This window comes from Colwellia sp. BRX10-9, from assembly GCF_014077405.1.
Lineage (GTDB): Bacteria > Pseudomonadota > Gammaproteobacteria > Enterobacterales > Alteromonadaceae > Colwellia_A.
On the sequence record NZ_JACGVV010000034.1, the window covers coordinates 20,963 to 43,169 of the forward strand.

Consider the following 22,207-nt stretch of genomic DNA (forward strand, 5'->3'; position numbering starts at 1 on the left):
ATTGCGTTAAAATTGATAGCGATAACTCACTGATATTTCTCTGCCTTTTCCTGGTACTTCACCGTTAAATACTCTTGGGTCGAAGACAACATAATCTTTATCCAGTAAATTTTGCGCAATGAATGAAAGTTGCTGTTTTTTATCAAGCTCATAAGTGACTTTACCTGAAATTAAAAAATACTGTTTTTGTATAAAACGGACATCATTAATTGGAGGTAGTGTTACTTCATCTCGCCAAATACCATTAACATTGAATTTCCATTGTCCTGACTTATAGCTTAAATTGGCGCTACCAAAGTGTTTAAAACTCTCGTTAATGGGGTCATCAAAGAGATGGGTGTAATTGACTGAAAAACGTAATTTTGGCGTTAATTCAACACTGGCACTGCTTTCTAAACCACTAATTTCCATATCAACATGGTTAACAAAAGTAAATTGTGCGTCGCCATCGTCAGGAAGCTTATTTATAAAGTCTCGTAAATCATTATGAAAAAAGACCAGTTCACTGGAAAAATCATTATGTTGATATATCCAAACGAGCTCTGTTGTTTTGACAAACTCTGAGGATAAATTAGGGTTGCCGTTAGTCACACTGTCATTTGAATAAAGTTCGTTGTTTACCGGAGTACGAAATGACTCACCATATTGCAGTTTTAAGCTATGGTTTTTATTGGCTTGCCAAACGGCTGCGGCACGCGGTGACAGTTTATGATCAATATCTATCACATTGTCATACCTAGCCCCTAAAAATAAACTAATATTATTGGCGACTTGCCACTTGAGTTGACTGTAAATTCCATGCATTGCTTGGGCTTGGTTTAACGCTTTTGTTTCAGGCATCACAGCGATAGCGACAATTTTGTCGAGATAATTTTCATCACTAACGATAATCCGCTCTTGCTGATAATCATAGTAAGTGACGGCGTTACCCGATTGAAATTGATTAGCGCGGCGATATTCAACCCCAGAATTGAGATGAATACGTGGATTAACTATCCAACTGTGATCTAGGTTTACATCGCTTGATTGAGTGCGCCAAAAGGGCCCCACCAAAAAATCATTTTCGATAAGGCCAGACTCTTTTGCTAAGGCCATCCCAGCAGACTTGATTTCAAAGAGGCTATAAGACGCCTTAATCTCTAGCTGATGCTTGTCATTGTGCCATATCTTACTTTTACCCGATATTGAAAAGCTTTCACTGGTGTGGATATTATCGACAGAATAGCCACCAAGATTAATAAATTCATCGAGTTCATTTTCGCTGTAGCGGATGTTAAGTTTATTATTTTTATAGTGTGCACCGAGTTCTAAATAGGTATTACTATAGGGGTCTTTAACTTGGCGATTCAATGGTGAGGTATATTGATGGCCATTAGACTTCTCAATCGAAATATTACTGTGTAAACGTAAGTTTTTAGAGAGCGACTTTTGCCAGCTAGAGGAAAGTTGCTTATAACCTTTTTCACCTATACTTACTTTAAGCTGCTTAACTGATTGTTGAGTAATTATATTTAACACACCTAAAAAAGCATTGCTGCCATAAAGCGCTGAGCCAGGACCTCGAATAACTTCAATACGTTCAATAATATCAATGGGAATATGGGGGGTATAAACGGAAGCTTTACCAAAGGAAACTTCATTAAGTCGTTCGCCATTGAGCATAACAAGAATATAACCATTGTCTAAATAAACGCCACGTGCATGTTCTTTCGGGACTGCTCCCACCCAATCACCACGAGTCATTTGAAAGCCAGGAACAAAATTCATCACATCATAGGCATTTTTCACCCCTAATGATTCAATATCAGTGCGTTCAAAGACCGTGATTGTTGAAGGTACTGTTAGAACAGTTTCTTCAGTTTTTGTCGCTAAACTAATACGTACTTGCATTAGTTCTTTTATGCTGAGATCAAAGATGTCTTTTTCAACGACAGCAGCAAAACTACTATTAAGGGTAACAATGAAAAGACAGCTAATAATCCAAACGAAAATTTTCATATAAATTAAAAAATTAATAGTTTTGTCATTAAATTAGTTGGTTCTCCCGTGCAATGCAAGCGAAAAGCGACATCACTTCAGCCACCGGCTAACTTTAGAAGTGAAAGTCGAGATTAAAGGCTAAATTTAGCTGTATTTTCAAAGTAAGCTAAAAGTTATATGGCTTTAGCCACTGGCTAGTTTTAGAAGCGATAGTAGAGATTAAAGCCTAAATTTAGTAACATTGCCTGTTCTATTTTAAGACTATCAATCGCAAAGGTAACTGAAAGCCAGTCATTTTTATATTGGATTTCTGGGGCGTTATTTTCAATATCAAATGAAATCCGTGTTGATGAATTTTCGTGTGCGATATCGAATCCTAAATAATAAAAATTTTGCTCGCCCTGTCTTTTATAACGCGCTAGATAACTTATTTGCTCGCTGTGATGATAAAAACCGATAAAGCTTAATTGTTTAGGTAACTTAAACTGATGTTTGCTGGTTGTTTCTTTACCACGATAAACAGGTAAGTAGGCGACCCCGCCAACACTATTAATAAAAGTACCATCGGTATCTATGTTGCCCGCACTAAAGCCAGATTCGTCAACGGTAAAATGGTTATAGATATCTTTTAAGTCAGCGTTAATAGATAAGTATTGGCTTAGCTGCCAACGTAAATGAATATCAATCGTTATACCTGTGCCATCGGCATCCCAATCATTACTGTTGCGGCGCTTTAAAAAATTATTGGCAGTATAAAACTCATCTAATTGTGCAATGGCAGATATATTGCCATTAAGATCACTAGCAAGGGTACCCGTTAAGTTAGACTCCCTCGTGACATTTAAGTCCCAATAACCGAGACGTATTTCACTACTAAAGTTTTCAAATTCATATTTATAGCCGATACGTAAACCATTACTACGCTGATGGAATAACTTTAATGCGATATGATATTCTTCTTGTGTGTCGAGTGCTAAATCGTTTTTGTCTAAATAGAATACTTTTGCTGTATCGGGATTTGAATAAACAAAATAATCATAGCGTTGTGCAACACTCAATGACAAGTGCTGCCAATAACTGCTCATACCCACTTCATTTTGTGTAAAACCGTCACTGGCATTTTTTTTTGGTGATTGTCGCCAGTTGTCAGTAATCAGTTGCTTAACGGGTAAAATATTACTAAATGATTGGCTTGTGGTAAATACTTCAATTTTTGTTGAAGCTTGAGAAAAAGTGGATAAAAATATCAATAGTAATAAAAATAAATAATTAACGTTCATTAACTTCCTTAAGTTCTAGCCGTGTTTTCCATGATATTTATTGTAGTTAAACACAGTTTAAGTTTAATAAAACAACTTAACTTATAAGTAAAAAAATACCAGTCACACACATGACTGGTATTTTATCTCTACTCTTTGTTTAGCTAATGATGGAGGTTATAATGTTTCGGTTGTTTCATCGGTAAATACAAACCAAATAACACCATCACGATCTTCTATATCAGCAACTTTAGTTGCTGAAGAACCTACTACAATACTACCAATAACATCGGATGTTGAATCTTCCACATCATTCATTATGAGTAATACACCTTCGCTGTTATTTACACTAAAAGAGCCTTCTTCATCAGTTTTCATATGGGCAACAAACTTACGCATATTCTCATCGCCAGGCAATTTGTAACTCATTTCAAGATCGAACTTACCGTCATCAAAAGCGGTACGTTGACCTGATAGCATTAAGTTTACTTGGTAATCACCTAAAGTTGCTTCTAATGAGAGCGCAGCACTTAAATCTAAGAAAACATCTTCGTTTTCTAATGATTCATCACTATCTGGATGCGTGTTAACACCAGAAAAGGTTGTACTACCTATAACTATTGAAGCAATATCTTCGGTTGATAGTTCTGCTTCCACTGAACCTACACCGTCGATATATGTTGTTAAGTAAGATCCTCTTCCATTCACTATAAACTGCTTATAAGCTTCTAAAGCATTTGTTGTTGAAAAAGGATTAAAAGGTATCTGCCAATGAAGTTCAGCACTCTCCCAAGTATCAAATGCATAAAAAGGATTCTCTATTAAAGCGATACCATCTTCATCAACTAATACGCCTTCTTCATTGATGTAATCGCTATATGTGTATGATTGAGTAAAGTAATCAGCTAAACCATCATTATTTTCATCAATAGGAGTGATTCGAACTAATAGATAAAACTCATCGTCTATACCAAAAGAAGCGTGTCGGTTTATTAAGAGCTCTTCTACATCTAAATCAACATCATTTGTTGAAAAAGTTCTTATATCTGTAACCTCGTCTCCGATATTACTTGTTACATGGCGAGTAAAGGTAAAGTTAGCCGTGTTCGTATAATCAACACCATAGACTCGAGTATAAGTATCGTCTTTTACAGTAACTGTGTTGCTGTCATCACTCACCGTTATTGTAAATACATCTTCAATTGGCAAACTCGAAGTAATATTTGCAGCAATTACTGTGACCCCCCCTTCAGCGATTGCAGAATAATCATTATCGCTAAAGAAAACTGATGCACGAGCACCTGTCGTTAAGTTAGTTTCAAGTTCATTACGTTCAAATGCTTTAATCTCAAATATAAATGCATCTGCTGCATTCGCTATTGAAGCGGGATACATTCTATGTGCTTCCATCAACTCTTCAAATGTATCATAGCTACTTGAGCCCCATTCAGGTGTTACTAAATCATGAACTTCACCCTCATTATTAACTAAAGCGTAATCGTCATTGATTATAGAACCCGAATAGCCTTTCCAAGTGTAACTATCAGCAACGCCATCACCATTATCATCATTTGGAGTAACTGTTTCGAAGAAAGCCCATTCGTCTAAATTGGTTGCAGTATCAAAGCCAGACATTGTGCCATATGTTCGAGGAATTCGTGTTGTAGTGTTGACTCGATGTGGTGTTTCAGTAGATTGATCTGGATTCCAAATTGTTTCTTCGCTACTCCAAGCACCTTGTGTGTCATGAGAGGTAAAAACAAAAGTATAATCGACAGGTTGAGACATTAACTCTGAAGATATTGCATTCAGAGTGTTTTTATCATCAGATACGGTAATTGTATACATATCGGCAACCGGAGCGCCAATGTATTTAAATTCAGGAGCTTCGTAATTTTCTAAGTTTTTAATGTTAACAGTTAAAGTTGCTCTAATTAAGTTACCTTCTAACGAGCTAAACCCACCACTTAAGGTTAGCATTTCTGGAAGAATATTAGTTTCGGTACTCTTTAAGTATCGATCAACTTCACGCACAGGGTTACCATTTTCATCCCTAATAATTATGTAATTTTCATCTCTTGCATATTGTTCAACTGCATCTAAAACATGTGATTTAACCGGCTTTAGCTTAGTTTTAATCATGCCAGTAAAAGCGACGGGGTCTATTACTGTATCACTTGCTTTTTGTTCTAAGATAACTTCAAGCGATAACTCACCAGAGGTTATTTCTCCTGCGTAGGTATCATCTTCAAGTAAGGTTCGAGTGATCGCACTATCAAGGTTAACTTTTGCGAAGCTACCTTGAGTTAACGATAGCATGGCACCCGCTGATTCAATTGAACCATCAAGGTTTAAAACAATGCTCAAGCCGTCTTCAGCAAAAACAGCAGAAGCATTTAAGCTGATTTTTTCACTACCTGAAGTGGCACTGATTTTAAATAATATGCCGCCATTAGCCGTTTCTTCATCAAGCGTTATAGAGCCTACCGCACCATCAATACTCAAAAATGGGCCTATTGGGAAGGTTCCCTCCGTAATGGTGCCTGCTTCATACCTTATGCCCATTTCTGATAAGGCGTCGGTAACGTCTGCTAGTAATAAAAAGCTCGCTGCTTCAGCCTCAATCATTAAACCAGCACTATCAATGAGCTCGATGTACTTGTCGCCTTCGGTAGTTACACCGGTATTGGCTTCTTTACCCACTTCAAATAGATGACTAAAGAGACGCACATCAGCAACCATAGCTTTTGCTTTAGCAATAGCATCACCTGTTGTTGGTACTTCCGTTTCAGGTTCACTGCGGCCATCTTCATCTTCATTGGCCTCTTCATATTCTGATTGATTTTCTAAGGTGATTTCTTGTTGGTCAAGCTCGCCCAGTATTTCACTGTTATCTTGGCTTGATAATATTGGATCTGCAGCTATCGCTTGAGCTGCAGCAGCTGCGACATCGCCAGCACTATCAAGAACTTCAACTAAAGACAGTTCAAAACCTTCATCGTTATCATCTTGATGTACCAGTAATGCGCCATTGTGTTCGACTATATCTTCAATAACATCGGCTAATCTATTTGATAGAACACCCGTAGCATTTTCTTGGCCGGCAAACAAAACAGACATAATGCCAGCATTGATCAAGCCGTAGCGTAACTCATTAACATTATCTTCACCTGCAACACTGGCTGCATTTTCGACAGCCGTTGGCTCAAGTGCCGTTAAACTGCCCATAATATTAAAAGCATTGGCAATAATAGAAGAGTGCGCTTGTATTGTTGTTTCACTAACTCCGCTTTCATCGGCTTCTATAAGTGCTGCGGCTAAATGGGTGAGAGCTGAAATATTTACATTTGCGGTCCCTGCATTATCACTCCCTACGGTTGAAATCGCTGATAAGACTAAGGTTGGATCAACAGTGGCTAGTGCTATTGGGGCGCCGTGGGCTAATTCACCACAACCTGCAGGAGCATCACATATCATCGTGGTGTTTTCACCTACAGATAATTCTACTTTGATAGCGCCGTCGTAATCTAAAAGGGTAATGGTATAGCTACCATCATCTTCAGTAATAATTGAAGATGCAGCTAACTCGTCATCTTCAAGTTTAACCGCTTTTCCGTCAACGTATTTATAAACAGTAACCACAGCGTTTGCTATTGTGCCTTTTATCGCTTTACCTTTGACAACGGTTTGTATGAGGACTGGAGCAGGTGGTGGTGCTATTGTAGGGGGTTTAGTACTAGAGCTACTGGAGCCACCACAAGCGGTGAGGGCTGAAATTAGCGCAAGAGAAATAATATTTTGAGTGAATTTCATTAAATAATCCTTATTCATATATGAGAAATATATCACGTATATTATTTAAGCAGATAAAGACAAGTTTTTAAAGAAAAAATAATAATTAGTCGTAACAATCTAAGAATAATTAGAAGGAAAGAGAAGGGGGGATAAAGATTAAGTCACTAATAATTAACTATTATTAGTGACTTTTGGTGGACGTTTTAACAATATTTAGCGTTCAATAAAATGGGTTATTTTATCAATAATACCTTTACTATCTAAACCAAGTTCTTGATGAATCTCTTGTTGGGTACCATGCTTGATAAAGGTATCAGGTAAGCCAATATTTAATATTTTAATCGCAACACCTTGGCTTAGTATATATTCATTGACTGCTGAACCTGCGCCACCCGCAATTGCATTATCTTCAACGGTCACAATAATACTATGGCTTTTTACAATGTGGTCGATAAGTGTTACATCAAGCGGTTTTATAAAACGCATATCAATGAGCGTAGTATTTAATTGTTGAGCCGCTACTTTGGCTTCATCAAAAGTACTACCAAAGTTTAAAATGGCAACCTTCGGCTCAGCACTCTCAGTGGTTGTTTCTAAAATAGTTTTTGCTTTACCTATTTCAATTGTCTCGCTGATGTCAGGTAAAGGCGCACCATTGCCTGACCCTCTTGGATAACGAACAGCCGCAGGACCATCATGCTTAAAACCCGTGCTAAGCATCAATTGACATTCTCGTTCATCCGATGGCGCCATAATAACAATATTTGGAACACAACGCATAAAGCTTAAATCAAATGAGCCTTGATGAGTTGGCCCGTCTGCGCCAACAATGCCGGCTCGGTCAATCGCGAACAAAACGGGTAAGTTTTGGATCGCCACATCATGAATGAATTGATCGTAACCACGCTGTAAAAAGCTTGAATAAATAGCGACTACCGGTTTTTTACCGCCAATAGCGAGACCCGCAGCAAAAGTTACCGCGTGTTGTTCTGCAATCGCGACATCAAAGTACTGCTTAGGAAAGCGCTGACTAAATTCAACCATGCCAGAGCCTTCACCCATGGCAGGTGTAATGGCTATTAGTGAATCATTATTTTCTGCTGTTCTGCAGAGCCAATCGCCAAATATTTTTGAATAAGTGGGTAAACATGGCTTACTCTTTGGCAAACTCGTTTGTGCGGGATCAAATTTAGGGACAGCATGATATTTTATCGGGTCTTGCTCTGCTGCGTGATAACCTTTGCCTTTTTTCGTGGCAATATGAAGGATTTGAGGCCCTTTTAAGTTACGCATATTAGTAATGGTATCAACCAAACCATTGACATCATGACCGTCGATAGGGCCAATGTAATTAAAGCCTAACTCTTCAAAAAAGGTACTGGGTACAACCATGCCTTTTAAATGTTCTTCTGCACGACTTGCTAATTCTTTAATAGGTGGAATACCCTTTAGTATGCGCTTACCACCCTCGCGTATTCCTGTATATATACTGCCAGATAACAATCGAGCAAAGTGATTATTCAATGCACCAACATTTTCTGAAATTGACATTTCATTGTCATTTAAAATAACCAGCATATCGCTTTTAATATCACCAGCATGATTTAACGCTTCAAAAGCCATACCTGCTGTCATTGCGCCGTCACCAATAACAGCAACAACTTTACGATTTTTTGCTTCTTGTTCTGCAGCAACAGCCATACCTAGTGCCGCAGAGATAGACGTGCTTGAATGGCCAACACTTAATACATCATATTCACTTTCTTCACGCCACGGAAAAGGGTGCAAACCATCTTTTTGACGAATAGTATGCAGTTGATCGCGCCGACCCGTTAAAATTTTATGTGGATAAGCTTGATGGCCAACATCCCATATAAGGTGATCAAAAGGCGTTTTATAAACATAATGTAATGCGACCGTTAATTCTATTGTGCCTAAACCAGAAGCAAAATGGCCACTACTTTTACTTACAGAACTTAATAAGTAACTACGCAGTTCTGTACTGGCCTGAATTAGCTGGCTTTTATTTAACATGCGCAGATCGTCAGGAGAATTTATATTGGCCAATAAAGGGTAGTCGGCAAGATTTATAGTCATATTTATTTTGTTTATTCTTTAAATTGCAAGAGCAAGATCAATGAGCGCGTTTGATAATAAACGTCGCAAATTGAGCTAAGTTATCTGTATTGTAGGGTAAAGTTGCTAAAGCTTGAAGTGCTTGTTGATATAAGTTGTCAGCTTTTTGCTGAGCGCCCTGTAAACCTAATAGCGCAGGGTAGGTACTTTTATTAGAGGAAACGTCTGAACCTGCTGGTTTTCCTAGTTCTTCTTCACTAGAAATAATATCAATTATATCATCGCGCACTTGATAGGCTAAACCAATATGATCAGCATAAATGGCGAGTTGGTGCTTTTCATCGGCAGAAATATCGTTACTTAACTCTGTAACCATGGTCACAGAAGCTTTTAACAACGCACCTGTTTTTAGTGAATGTAGTTTTTCTAGTTCAGCTAAAGTGATCACTTTATCGGTCGCAGAAATATCAAGTGCTTGTCCACCGCACATGCCTTGGTAACCTGAAGCATTGACTAATTGACGGATTAAGCTAATACGTTTTGATTCAACCGCGGCGCTAAAGTTATGATTAACTAAAATATCAAAGGCAAGTGTCTGTAAACTATCACCTGCTAAAATAGCGGTCGCTTCATCAAACGCTTTATGACAAGTTGGTTGCCCACGACGTAAATCATCATCATCCATCGAAGGTAAGTCATCATGAATTAATGAAAAAGCATGGATACATTCTAATGCTGCCGCAATACCGTCAACGTCAGATAATTCAAGTCCCAGTGCATCACCGGTAATATAACTTAAATAAGGACGCATACGCTTACCACCAATTAATAAGCCGTATTGCATTGCTGATAGCAATTTTTGATCATTTATTTCATAAGCGGCTAATTTGTCGGCAAGGTATTCATTAATGCGCGTTTGATAAAAGTCGAGTTGGTATAATTGGGTCACTAATTACTACCCAAACTTTCTGAGTCAACTTCGTTTTCAAAATCTTCAAGTTGGGCTTTACCATTTTTAGTCAGTAAAATTTGAATTTTTTGTTCAGCATTTTTTAACTTTTCTTGACTGGCTTGGCTGAGATTTAAGCCGCGCTCAAAAAGGGTCATTGAATCTTCTAAACTCAATGCTCCTTGTTCTAAATTCTGAACAATAGTTTCAAGTTCTAAGAGTGATTCTTCAAAGCTTAAGTTTTCTATTTTTTTCTTAGCCATCATCGAGAGTTCAGTGATTAAATATCTAGGCGCAAATTTATACCAAACGCCTTAATTAATCAATAAACTTCAAATGCTTTTGCCCCTTAATGACTATCATATACTTTCTATTGTCGGTCATTCTATGACTATATTGGCGCTTATATTTATCGTTAAAGCGCTGCGGTTAACGATAACTAGATAAATATAAATTGGGTAAGCTTAAATATGGCGAATTTAGTTGGCAGTATTAACTGTCTCTGGACTATACGTTGTTAAAGATATTGAACAATTATTTTGTTCAGCAAAGTTAACCTTAAAAATAGCGACTAATTACTTAAGTTATTGACAATATGAGCGATAATAAACTTATAGAGCCGTAAGCCATTCATATGCAGTTTTAACTGCGCGCTTTGGATGGTTATGGTTAAATCACGAGTGTGGATAAGAATATAAGTATTCGCGTATCGTAATACCTTAATGTATTATCAAATAATACGACTATCCGTATCATTTTTTTGTGGAGACTTTTTTGTGGATATAGCAACAATATTAGGTGTAGTAGGCGCAATAGGTTTACTCATTATGGCAATGATGTTGTCTGGTGATATCGGCATGTTTATTGACGTTCAGTCAGTTATTATTGTTTTTGGTGGTTCAATATTTGTTGTTTTATCTAACTATAATCTTGGTCAGTTTTTTGGAATTGGGAAAATTATAGGTAAGGCTTTTATGTTTAAAATTGAACAGCCTGACGACCTTATTGAAAAATCAGTTGAAATGGCTGATGCCGCTCGTAAAGGGGGGTTTTTGGCTTTAGAAGAAGCAGAGATAACTAACGGCTTTATGCAAAAAGGGGTCGATATGTTGGTCGATGGCCACGATGCAGATGTAGTACGTGGCACACTAAAAAAAGATATTGAGCTTACTGCTGAACGCCATGAAACAGGCGTAGGTATGATGATGGCACTTGCTGATGTGGCACCCGCGATGGGCATGATTGGCACCTTAATTGGTTTGGTTGCGATGTTATCAAACATGGATGACCCCAAATCTATTGGTCCAGCTATGGCGGTTGCACTACTAACAACCCTATATGGAGCATTCCTCGCTAACGTTATTGCCATTCCTATAGCGTCAAAACTCAGGCTTCGCCTTGCTGAAGAAAAAATGAACCAGGAGCTTATTCTTGACGCTATTCTGGGTATTCAAGACGGACAAAATCCACGTGTCATCGAAGGGTTACTTAAAAACTATCTTGCTGAAGGTAAACGTGCTGTAAATACCACAGAAGAAGAGTAACGGGAGTAATTTATGGCTGAAAAATGTAAATGTCCACCTCCGGGGCTTCCCGCTTGGATGGGTACTTTTGCTGACTTAATGTCACTATTGATGTGCTTTTTCGTTTTGCTGTTATCTTTTTCTGAAATGGATGTTTTAAAGTTTAAACAAATTGCAGGTTCGATGAAGTTTGCGTTTGGTGTACAAAATAAGATTGAAGTAAAAGATATTCCTAAAGGCACCAGTATTATTGCGCAAGAATTTCGCCCAGGTAAACCTGAGCCAACACCTATAGAAGTTATTCAACAGCAAACCATGGAAATGACCCAACAGATGTTAGAGTTTCAAGCAGGTGATGAAACGTCTGCTGGTGGTCGACAAGAACAACGAGGTACAGAACGTGGTGGACAATCACAAAGTACTGCAGATGAAATGTCAGCCCAGGCAATGCAAAAGGCTCAAGACGAATTAGAGCAGGCTTCGCAAGAGCAAGTAAATGAATTAGTTAAAAAAATTGCTGATCAATTAGAACAACAAATTCAAGATGGTGCCATAGAGCTTGAATCTCTCGGACAACAAGTGATTATTCGTATTCGTGAAAATGGTTCTTTTCCTTCGGGTTCTGCTTTTTTACAACCACAGTTTCGCCCTATTATTAGAGAAATAGGTGAGCTACTCAACACGGTTCCGGGTGAAATTATGGTTTCTGCACACACAGATGATCGCGGTATTAGTTCAGAGTTATTTTCTTCAAATTGGGATTTATCAAGTAAACGAGCTGTCGCTATTGCTCATGAATTAATTAAAGTCCCTGAGTTTGACCAGTCACGTTTACTGGTTGTTGGTCATGCCGATACAAGACCGGTAGTGCCTAATACTAACGCGCTAAATCGCAGAAGAAACCGTCGTGTTGAGATTTCAATTAACCAAGGTAAAGCAAAGGAAACCGAACCTGTTTCTATTATTAAATAATAAATTAAGCCGATAAATTCAACTATCGTGATGGCGTTAAGTGATAAACCCCCGTTTATTGCTTAGCGTACATTTTTCAACTTACTCTTCATTTCAACTTACTCTTTATTTCAATTTCGTGTATAATTCGCGCCATTATTTTTGTCGGCCGATTATGGCCTTTAGTCTAGTTTTATATTTAGGGTCGTTTGTTCATGAAATTCATCGTAAAACTCCAATCTGAAATTGCTGTAAAGAGTCGCCCGGTTCGTAAGCGCTTTACTAAAATTTTAGAATCCAGCATTAAAAATGTTTTACGACGTGTTGATGAGCAAATTACCACTCAGGCAAACTGGGATAATATAGAGGTTAATACTAAAAATAACTGTCCTAAAAATCGTTTGGCACTTGTTGATACCTTAAAATGCGTGCCGGGCATCGCTCATTTTCTTGAAGTTCAACAAACAACCTATACAGATGTGCATAACATTTTTGAAAAAACATTAGCAGCACACGAAAAGACAATTGAAAATAAAACGTTTTGTGTAAGAGCCAAACGAATTGGAACACACGACTTCAATTCCTTACAAGTTGAACAATATGTTGGCGGTGGTTTAAACGAGCACGTTGAATCCGCTAAAGTTAAATTGAAAAAACCTGATGTAACTATTCGATTAGAAATAAAAGATGAATACTTATTTATTGTCACAGAACGACATCAAGGACTAGGTGGTTTCCCAATAGCAAGCCAAGAAGATGTTTTATCATTAATGTCAGGTGGTTTTGATTCGGGTGTATCAAGTTTTCAAATGATCAGAAAGGGTGCTCGTACTCATTACTGTTTCTTTAACTTGGGTGGCGCTGCGCATGAAGTTGGCGTAAAACAAGTGAGTTACTACTTATGGAATAAATTTGGTGCATCACACAAAGTAAAGTTCTTTTCGGTTGATTTTGAACCGGTTGTTGCTGAAATTTTAGAAAATGTTGAAAACGGTCAAATGGGCGTTATTCTAAAACGTATGATGATGCGTGCTGCTGCGAAAATAGCGAAAAGAGCGAATATAGAATCTTTAGTTACGGGTGAAGCGTTAGGTCAAGTATCTAGCCAAACATTAACTAATTTAAATGTGATAGACCGAGTTACTGATACGTTAATTCTCCGTCCATTAGTCGCTTATGATAAACAAGATATTATTGATATCGCCCGTAAAATTGGTACTGAAGACTTTGCTAAAACTATTCCGGAATATTGTGGTGTAATATCAAAGCGCCCAACCATTAAAGCGGTATTATCTAAAATTGAAGCAGAAGAAGAAAACTTTGATTTTGATGTTTTAGACAAGGTTGTTGAAGCAACGCGTATGTACGATATACGTGATATTGGTAAAGAAAGTGAAGAAGAAATTCATGCAGTTGATACAGTAGACGATCTTCCTAGCGATTCAATCGTTATTGACATTAGAAGCCCTGATGAAGAAGACGAAAATCCTCTAGAACTTGAAAACGTCAACGTTGTTCATATTCCTTTTTATAAGCTATCTAATAAGTTTAGTGAGCTAGAGCAAGACAAAGAATATTTACTGTATTGTGATCAAGGTATAATGAGTAAGCTACAAGCACTTTACTTAATTGGTGAAGGCTATAAGAACGTTAAAGTTTACCGTCCTTAATATGACTCGGTAACTCGGGTCAATATTTATCCTCAAGTGCTTTAACAGCTAACCATAGTTGAGTATTCATCGCTGTGGTTAGTTTATGTTTCTCCCCTAAACGGTGAATGTAACCGTTGATATACTCTATTTCTGTACGACGTTTATTACGCACATCAGCGCGCATCGAAGAAGTGTTTCTATTGGTGCTTTTAGCAACATTATGGATTAACTGTCGTAATAATATTTCACTTAATATTACGCCTTCCTTCGTCGCTACAGCAACGACTTCACTGATAATATCTTCGGTCATTCTTTGGTAAGCTTTTTGATTTACTTCACCATTTTCAATGTCGTTTAGTGCTGAAATAGGGTTGATCACACAGTTAATGGCTAACTTTTTCCATTGCGCTTGTTGAATGTTTTCTTGCCAGCTAAGCTGTTTCAGGCTTTTATTAAGGTGTTCTAACAATTGCTTTTGCTTTATTGAGTCCAGCGTCCCATAAATAATACCCAGATCGCTATGGCCCATACCGGTATGTTTAACATGATAAGGGGCGACTTTTTTAGCGCCTTGCGTAAGTAACAAAGCCAATAAACATTGTGATGGTTTAAGTCGTGGGTTAATTTCTTCGAGAGTTCCTAAACCATTGTGGGTAAGAATAATAATTGCATCGTCACTGATTAAATGATCAACAGCTTTTAACGCCTCGGTGACTTGATAAGATTTTACACAAAAAATTATAACGTCAGCACTGGCTATTAATTGGTTATCAGCCATTGTAAATGGAAAGCTTTTTGCAAGACCATTCATTTCACTAAAAAGGTAATCAGATAATGTTGTTGGCGTTGACGGCCACAATGACACTAAGTTATCACCTTGTTGGTTAATTATCGCTTGAGAAAGCCGATGATAACAAAGTAAACCTATTGCACCTTGGCCAACAATAACAATATTCATCTTATCTTTTTATGCCTTTGGGCTGTTGATAAAGTAAAAAAATCCACTGAAGAACAGCAAAGAAAGATATGCCTACAACATCAGCGACAAAGTCAAAAAATTCCCCACTGCGAAAGCCTAAGTAATACTGGCTTAATTCAGTCAATGCACTATAAAAAAATAAACAAATAACCGTATTGATTAAAGGTAGTTTCATCAAACCGACTAAAATCCAAGTCAGACCAAAAAAACCAATAACATGGCCAATAGTATCTATTTGTATTTTATTAATAACGGTGGTTTTTAAATCGTCAGGGATCAAAAAAATCAGTGCTAATACCAGTAAAAAAACTAATATAATTAGTAGTTGAATGTAACGTTTCATTAAAGGGTAATTTTATGAAGTCATTAGTTTAGAATTATTCATCATAACATGTGAAAATAGCGGTTGCGATCACCTTTACCCGCTAGTGGTAATCTTGCTAAGATTGCCAACACTTAAATTATTGAATTATCGAAAGGTCAAGATCATGCCCTCAATGGATATCGTTTCCGAAATTAATTTGGAAGAAGTAAGAAATGCAACTGAAAACTGCAAGAGAGAATTAGAAACGCGTTTTGATTTTCGTGGTGTTGAAGCGAGCATTGAATGGAAAAAGCCCAATGTGGTAATAAAAGCTGAAGGTGACTTTCAAATAAAACAACTGGTAGATATGGTGCGCGTGCAGTTGGCAAAGCGTAATATCGATGCTAAAGCCCTGACCCTTTCTAATACTGAGCATACAGGTAGAACCTTCACTCAAAATCTTTCATTTAAAGAAGGTATTGAGCAGCCTATCGCTAAAAAAGTCATTAAGTTAATTAAAGACAGTAAGTTAAAAGTACAAGCGGGCATTCAAGGCGATCAAGTACGAGTGACCGGTAAAAAACGTGATGATTTACAAGCGGTCATGCAATTAATTCGTGAAGGCGATCTAGAGCAATCTTTTCAGTTTAATAACTTTCGCGACTAATACAGCGCTTTCTTAATACGTTCAGTCTTTGAAGGGTGAATATCTTAATACTAAAAAACAGCACTATCGGTGCTGTTTTTTTATACGTTTACTTTTTGTTTTACCCGGTAAGTAATCTTATCTTTACAAGTACACGATGATTTTAGTGACAAATTGCTTACCTTTAGACAATTAACGCTGTTGTTTTGATGACACATTAAGTAGATTAACCGCATTCTAATAATAATAAAGATTACGTTTAATGAGTGTTTCAAGAGGTGGGTTTAGTTCTCGGATTGGTTTTATCATGGCAGCGGCAGGTTCCGCTGTTGGTTTAGGCAATATTTGGGGATTCCCAACACAAACAGCAAGTAATGGTGGTGCTGCTTTTGTTTTAGTTTATTTAGTTTTAGCCTTTTGCTTAGCTTACCCTGCATTTATGGCCGAATTATTGATAGGCCGATACGGGCAAGCGAATGCAGTTAGCTCGTTAGAAAAAATGTCACGCAGTCTTTGGCAGAAAAAATTCGCCTTCTTTGTTGGTTTTGGAGGCATAGTTTGTGCGGCACTTATTCTTAGTTTCTATGGGATTCTAGCTGGCTGGATGATGTCTTATGCCGTTGAACCCGTTTTAACCTTTGTTGGTTTAAGTGATGCAGCGCAATGGATTATTTCACAATCTTTGTGGCGTAATTTAGGCTTTACCGCCTTATTCATGGTCTTGACCGTTTTTATTATTCGCCATGGCGTTGAAGATGGTATTGAAAAATGGTCAAAACGTTTAATGCCAATGTTGATCGGTTTATTAATACTGTTAATTATTTATGTTGTTACCTTAGATGGTGCAGCTGAGGGATTAAATGCTTATTTGAACCCTGATTTTTCCCGTGTATTTGAAGCTGATTTATTAATTAGCGCATTAGGGCAAGCCTTCTTCTCTTTGTCACTAGGCACCAGTGTGATGATTATTTATGGTTCATATATTTCTAAAAAAGAGAATTTAATTACCCTAGGTGCACAAGTCACGCTTATTGATGTGTCTATCGCATTCCTAGCCGGCTTATTAATTATTCCTGCTATGTATGTTGCTCAAGCGCAAGGCGTGGCGATATTTGCTGATGATGGCAGTTTAATCAATGGTTCAAGTCTGGTTTTTACTGTCTTACCCAGTTTATTTGAAAGCATGGGTAATGTGGGCAGTTTTGTCGCTTTTGCTTTCTTCTTATTAATGTCTATTGCCGCTTTAACATCTTCTATTTCAATGCTTGAAGGACCGGTATCTTACGTGGTTGAGCGTCATGACCTTCCAAGAGAAAAAGCGACCACCTTAATTGGTATTGGTATTTTCTTATTGAGCGTGGTTATCGTTTTAAATATTGAAACTATGCTCGATTTTGTTGCCATTGCTGCTACGCAATATGGGCAACCTATTATAGCGATGCTATGTTGTGTTTTTGTTGGCTGGATTTGGCATAGAAATGATGTGCTTATGGAGCTTAAGCAAGGTCATGATAGTGCAGAGCATAGTGTGTTTTGGAAAATTTGGCCTTGGTATACCAAGTTTGTTTGTCCAACAGCGATAGGTGTCGTGTTTATTCATTCATTAAATCTTTTTTAAAACAGTAGAGTTTAAAAATGAACATAAAAAAAGCGAGCTTAGCTCGCTTTTTTTATGTTCACAGTCTCAGTGAATTGGTTAGGATGACTATGCGTTAGTAAGTGGGATGGTGTTTTTCTTTCACCTTTGTCGTCATGCTGAATTTATTTCAGTATCAGGATGACGAAGTCTTGGCCTAGATGACGCGTTCAGTAGGGGACGTTGCTAGCTTATATTTGGCCAAGTAAGTGACCAAGGGGTCTTAATGGCCTCTAATTGTTGTTGGCAAGATTCACTTAAATATTTTTCTCCAGAAGATGGGCAAAGTACAAATTGATATTTTTCCCCATCTAAAGTGAAGCTCAGCGCGTATGCATGTAAATAACCACGTTGCTCTTGATAAGCGTCTTGCGTTGCGTAAAGTGGATCACCGAGTATTGGAGAGCCAATACTGGATAAGGCAACACGTAGTTGGTGGGTTTTACCACTTCGCGGTTTTAATAAATACAAACGCTGACCATCGCTAAGTGAATACGACAAAAACTGTGTAATCGCGGGGTTGACTTGTGTTCGTAGTAATTTCCACATGCCTCGGCGACTTTTTTCCATATCGCCTTTAATCAAACCTTGTTTTTTCTTAGGTTTTTTATCACTGATCGCCAGATAATATTTTTCAACCTTATGTTGTTCAAATAACGTTTGAAACTGTTGCGTAGTCGCTAAGTTTTTTGCAAAAATCATTAAACCTGAAGTCATTTTGTCAAGGCGATGCACCGGGAATAAATCATCAAATTTACCTTGCGCTTTTCCCTGTTTTTTAACTTGGTTGAAAAAACCTTGCTCAAGGTCGCCTTCATCATGGAAGTTAACATCGGCCGGTTTCTCTACAATAATAAAATTATTGTGTTCAAAAATTATATTAATCGATTGCACTTATGAAAGCCCTAATCCTACCAAGATATAAAGAATAATTGTGAGCACAGCACCAAATAATGCATAAGGTAATTGTGTCTTAACATGTTCGAAATGATCACAGCCACTGGCGATGGATGCAACCACGGTAGTATCAGAAATAGGAGAGGCGTGGTCGCCAAATACGCCACCACCTAACACTGCTGCGACTAAAAATTCTATCGGTAACCCACTCTGTTGAGCGATAGGTACAGCAATAGGCACCAATATAGCAAAAGTCCCCCAAGAGGTTCCTGTTGCAAAAGCCATTAACGCCGCGGCAATAAAAATAACGGGTGCCATTAAAAATAACGGCAGTTCAACATTAAATAATTCACTGACATAAATACCTGTGCCCAAACCTTTTATTGCGTCACCAAAAGCAAATGACAAGACTAAAATGGCAACAGCAGGAAACATATGTTTAATGCCTGCAGCTGAGCTGAGGGTTATTTCTTTAACACTAAGGAGTTTATTCAAGGTAATTAATAGCACTAATAAAATAAAAGCGCTGATGATTGACCAAAATACAGCAAATGAGCCTGAGCCACGGCGTATGTCGCCATCACCTGTTATCCACAATAAAATTAGGGTCAGTGCTAATAACGTTAATAAAGGCAACCACATGATATAGGCTGGCGCTATTTGTTTTACAGTATCTTGTTGCTGGTCGGTTACCAAAGACTCTGCTCTTTTCATTGGACCATAAATTTTTCCGCTGTAGGCGGTATAAAAAGCCAATGAAATAGCGATTATTGCGTAAAAATTATAACTAACAGTACCGATTAGAACACCCACTGAGTCGGCAAGTTGATAATCATCAAGTAACCCTAATACATAAGCACCCCAGCCGTTTACTAATAATAAAATGCTTACTGGCGCGCAAGTTGAGTCAATTAGGTAGGCTAGCTTTGCGCGGCTCATTTTATATTTATCAAAGAGTTTCTGACTAGCCATACCAGCAGTAAACATACTTAAATTAGTATCGGTAAAAATACTGGTACCAATAATTGTCGGCAGCATACTCGCTTGTCGAGCGTTTTTGACTAAATTTAATGAGGACAGTTTTTCGATAAAACCATTAACCGCGCCTGATTTATTCATTAGGGTTACTAACGCGCCAATTAATAAACTAAAACTAACAATATAAAGGTTACTGGTAGAAGTGAATACACCACCAATCGCCAAAAAACCATCGGTTATGCCCGTTATTATTTGCCAGTTTGTCGACATTATACTTGCTAAAATTAAACCGCAGAATAAAGCTAGTAGAGCGTTTTTTCGCCAAATGGCAATCACAATAGCAACAAGTGGAGGAAGTAATGATAAAGGACTGTCTTGCATGATTTTAACTATTTTCTTATTATTATCTTATAAGGCACTTTACCGTAAGCGCTAATGTTTAGAAACTGCTTTGTAAGAGATTCATACAAATTTGATTAGTTTTATTTTGAAAATAAAACTAGCGTATTACGGTCTAGTGCTTTTAGAAAATGAATGTTTATTTTGAGGATGTCACTTAAGATTGATTTTTAATACGATAAAGTATTGAAAAGTTAATTATTACCCTCAAATAGTCAATAGCAGCTACGCTTAATGTATTAGGGATTATTTTTGAAACTTTCTTTTGATGACTATGTAATGGCATTTAGCCAAGATGAACATTTATCTTCCTTAACAGGCATTGGGCGAGGCATAGAACGAGAAGGCTTACGCGTTTTACCTGAAGGACGTTTGTCATTAGCCCCCCACCATAAAAGCTTAGGCGCTGCGTTAACACATCCTAATATCACTACGGACTACTCAGAAACGTTATTAGAGTTTATTACACCGGTGAGTTTTGATCCCGAAACAACTATCGCGCAATTACAAGATATTCAAAAATATACCTTAAGTAAAATTGATGGCGAACTGCTGTGGCCAATGAGTATGCCATGTTTTGTTGATAATGATGATGCTATACCGCTAGCAAACTATGGTTCATCAAACGTAGGTCAAATGAAAACAGCCTATCGTCAAGGGCTAAAAAATCGCTATGGTAGTATGATGCAGGTTATTTCTGGTATTCATTTTAATTTCTCATTTTCTCAAAATTTTTGGCAAAGTATGCAAAAAATTTCAGAAAATAAGGCACCGATAAATGATTTTATATCAGAAAAATATTTTTCATTATTACGTAACTACAAACGATATTGCTGGTTGATACCTTACCTTTACGGTAGCTCGCCAACTATTTGTGGTTCATTTTTGAAAAATAAAACCACCACGCTTCCTTTCAAAAAGTCAGCGAGTGGTTATATGTACCTTGAGTACGCTACATCGTTGAGAATGAGTGATTTAGGTTACACCAATAGCGAGCAAGCATCGTTGAAAATTTGTTATAACGATTTAAGTGGTTACTTAGATGGTGTACAAAATGCGATTAATTTACCTTCAGAAAAGTTTGCTGCCTTTGGTGTAAAGGTTAACGGAAAATATCAGCAACTTAACAGTAATATTTTACAGATTGAGAATGAACTTTATGCGCCTATTCGGCCTAAGCAAGTTGCTAAATCTGGAGAGAAACCCTCAGAAGCATTAAGAAATAGAGGGGTTGAATACATTGAAGTACGCGCCCTTGATGTTAATCCATTCTCTGATACGGGGATAAGCATTGAGCAAGTTTATTTTCTCGATGTTTTCATTACCTATTGTGCCTTAGCAGATAGCCCTTTATTTACTTATCAACAACAAGAAAGCTGCGATGCCAATATGGACGAAGTTGTTGTTCGAGGCAGAGATCCACTTTTACTACTCAATGATAATGGTTGTGATAAATCAGTGAAAGCCTGGGGCAGTGAAATTTTCCAACAAATGGAGAAAGTCGCAATCTTATTAGATAGTGCTTATGGCAGTGACAAATATAGTCAAGCGGTGGCCAATGAACAACAAAAATTGCTTGATCCTAATTTAACACCTTCCGCTCAATTACTTGATTGTGTGGTAAATCAAAATCAAAGCTTAACGGGCATCGCTTTACAAAAAGCACAAGACTATCGTCAACAGTTACTAGCGGCAGATTATCAGGTGTTTAATGAGCAGTATTTTATTGACGCGGCAACAAAATCACATCAAGGACAAAAGGATATTGAAAACGCTGACCAAGTAGATTTTGATACTTTTTTAGCTGACTATTTTGGTAAATAGTCTTTAATAATTACTCGCCAGAATAGCGCGTTAGTTAACGTGCTATTCTATCTTTCACTCCTGACAATAAAACTCTTGTTCAAGTATAACCGTTCTCGTAAGACCTCACTTCCTTGTTGCGTTGACTTTACTCATTTCATTTTGCTAAATAATAAGCAAACATTTTGCTAAATAATAGGCAAAAAAAAACGCATTACTTAAAAAAGAATGCGCAACAAAAACATAATAATTAAGGGAAACATAAACACTTATAAAGTAAGAGTGTTAGTTGTGGTTTTAGTTCCATTTATTTAGCTATTTTTATTCATTGTTTTATCGACAGAGTCGTTGGTGATTAAATCGGTTGTTGCGGATAAAAT

Annotated in this window: 16 protein-coding genes; 6 read left to right on the forward strand and 10 right to left on the reverse strand. The window is 37.4% G+C overall.

The genetic code is table 11. The features are described 5' to 3' along the window. Window positions 1-6 precede the first annotated feature (6 nt). The 6 genes from H4J69_RS16385 to H4J69_RS16410 all read right to left on the reverse strand — a co-directional run bounded on the left by H4J69_RS16385 (window position 7) and on the right by H4J69_RS16410 (window position 10,322). The gene (locus H4J69_RS16385) at window positions 7-1,998 is read right to left on the reverse strand and encodes a TonB-dependent siderophore receptor (RefSeq protein ID WP_182244824.1); all 1,992 of its coding nucleotides are present in this window, start codon (window positions 1,996-1,998) and stop codon (window positions 7-9) included. Window positions 1,999-2,180: 182 nt separating this feature from the next. Next, the gene (locus H4J69_RS16390) at window positions 2,181-3,260 is read right to left on the reverse strand and encodes a hypothetical protein (protein WP_182216707.1); all 1,080 of its coding nucleotides are present in this window, start codon (window positions 3,258-3,260) and stop codon (window positions 2,181-2,183) included. A gap of 156 nt (window positions 3,261-3,416) precedes the next feature. After that, on the reverse strand, window positions 3,417-7,052 hold the full coding sequence (locus H4J69_RS16395) for a hypothetical protein (protein ID WP_182216709.1): 3,636 nt from the start codon (window positions 7,050-7,052) through the stop codon (window positions 3,417-3,419). Window positions 7,053-7,247: 195 nt separating this feature from the next. After that, window positions 7,248-9,131 carry a 1-deoxy-D-xylulose-5-phosphate synthase gene (gene dxs / locus H4J69_RS16400; RefSeq protein ID WP_182216711.1) on the reverse strand — a complete coding sequence of 628 codons (1,884 nt, stop codon included), beginning with the start codon at window positions 9,129-9,131 and terminating at the stop codon, window positions 7,248-7,250. Between the two features lie 37 nt (window positions 9,132-9,168). After that, window positions 9,169-10,059 carry a (2E,6E)-farnesyl diphosphate synthase gene (gene ispA / locus H4J69_RS16405; RefSeq protein ID WP_182216712.1) on the reverse strand — a complete coding sequence of 297 codons (891 nt, stop codon included), beginning with the start codon at window positions 10,057-10,059 and terminating at the stop codon, window positions 9,169-9,171. Continuing rightward, window positions 10,059-10,322, reverse strand: a complete 264-nt coding sequence (locus H4J69_RS16410) for an exodeoxyribonuclease VII small subunit (RefSeq protein WP_070375867.1) — start codon at window positions 10,320-10,322, stop codon at window positions 10,059-10,061. Before H4J69_RS16410 ends, ispA begins: the two co-directional genes overlap by 1 nt. A gap of 513 nt (window positions 10,323-10,835) precedes the next feature. Here H4J69_RS16410 and pomA point away from each other — a divergent pair. The 3 genes from pomA to thiI all read left to right on the forward strand — a co-directional run bounded on the left by pomA (window position 10,836) and on the right by thiI (window position 14,203). Then, window positions 10,836-11,603: a flagellar motor protein PomA gene (gene pomA, locus H4J69_RS16415; protein WP_182216714.1), complete on the forward strand. Its 768-nt coding sequence runs from the start codon at window positions 10,836-10,838 to the stop codon at window positions 11,601-11,603. Window positions 11,604-11,615: 12 nt separating this feature from the next. Further along, the gene (locus H4J69_RS16420) at window positions 11,616-12,554 is read left to right on the forward strand and encodes a flagellar motor protein MotB (RefSeq protein ID WP_070375869.1); all 939 of its coding nucleotides are present in this window, start codon (window positions 11,616-11,618) and stop codon (window positions 12,552-12,554) included. Window positions 12,555-12,748: 194 nt separating this feature from the next. Further along, on the forward strand, window positions 12,749-14,203 hold the full coding sequence (gene thiI / locus H4J69_RS16425) for a tRNA uracil 4-sulfurtransferase ThiI (RefSeq protein WP_182244825.1): 1,455 nt from the start codon (window positions 12,749-12,751) through the stop codon (window positions 14,201-14,203). Window positions 14,204-14,222: 19 nt separating this feature from the next. On the opposite strand, the gene H4J69_RS16430 is transcribed toward thiI, so the two are convergent. Next, the gene (locus H4J69_RS16430; protein WP_182244826.1) at window positions 14,223-15,143 is read right to left on the reverse strand and encodes a ketopantoate reductase family protein; all 921 of its coding nucleotides are present in this window, start codon (window positions 15,141-15,143) and stop codon (window positions 14,223-14,225) included. 1 nt (window position 15,144) lies between these two features. After that, entirely contained in the window at window positions 15,145-15,507 is a 363-nt protein-coding gene (locus tag H4J69_RS16435) for a VanZ family protein (RefSeq protein WP_182230284.1), read from the reverse strand. 145 nt (window positions 15,508-15,652) lie between these two features. Here H4J69_RS16435 and H4J69_RS16440 point away from each other — a divergent pair, with 145 nt between their 5' ends. Further along, a complete protein-coding gene (locus H4J69_RS16440) occupies window positions 15,653-16,135 on the forward strand; it encodes a YajQ family cyclic di-GMP-binding protein (protein WP_182216720.1) in 483 nt (160 codons plus the stop codon). 241 nt (window positions 16,136-16,376) lie between these two features. Further along, a complete protein-coding gene (locus tag H4J69_RS16445) occupies window positions 16,377-17,732 on the forward strand; it encodes a sodium-dependent transporter (protein WP_182244827.1) in 1,356 nt (451 codons plus the stop codon). Window positions 17,733-17,936: 204 nt separating this feature from the next. Here H4J69_RS16445 and H4J69_RS16450 read toward each other — a convergent pair whose 3' ends face one another. Together H4J69_RS16450 and H4J69_RS16455 are read right to left on the reverse strand one after the other, a co-directional pair. Then, window positions 17,937-18,644 (reverse strand): TIGR01621 family pseudouridine synthase, encoded by a 708-nt coding sequence (locus H4J69_RS16450; RefSeq protein ID WP_182216724.1) that lies wholly within the window; start codon window positions 18,642-18,644, stop codon window positions 17,937-17,939. Beyond that, the gene (locus H4J69_RS16455; protein ID WP_182222797.1) at window positions 18,645-20,006 is read right to left on the reverse strand and encodes a Na+/H+ antiporter NhaC family protein; all 1,362 of its coding nucleotides are present in this window, start codon (window positions 20,004-20,006) and stop codon (window positions 18,645-18,647) included. 270 nt (window positions 20,007-20,276) lie between these two features. Here H4J69_RS16455 and gshA point away from each other — a divergent pair, with 270 nt between their 5' ends. Beyond that, window positions 20,277-21,848 carry a glutamate--cysteine ligase gene (gene gshA / locus H4J69_RS16460; protein WP_310733620.1) on the forward strand — a complete coding sequence of 524 codons (1,572 nt, stop codon included), beginning with the start codon at window positions 20,277-20,279 and terminating at the stop codon, window positions 21,846-21,848. Window positions 21,849-22,207: the final 359 nt, after the last annotated feature.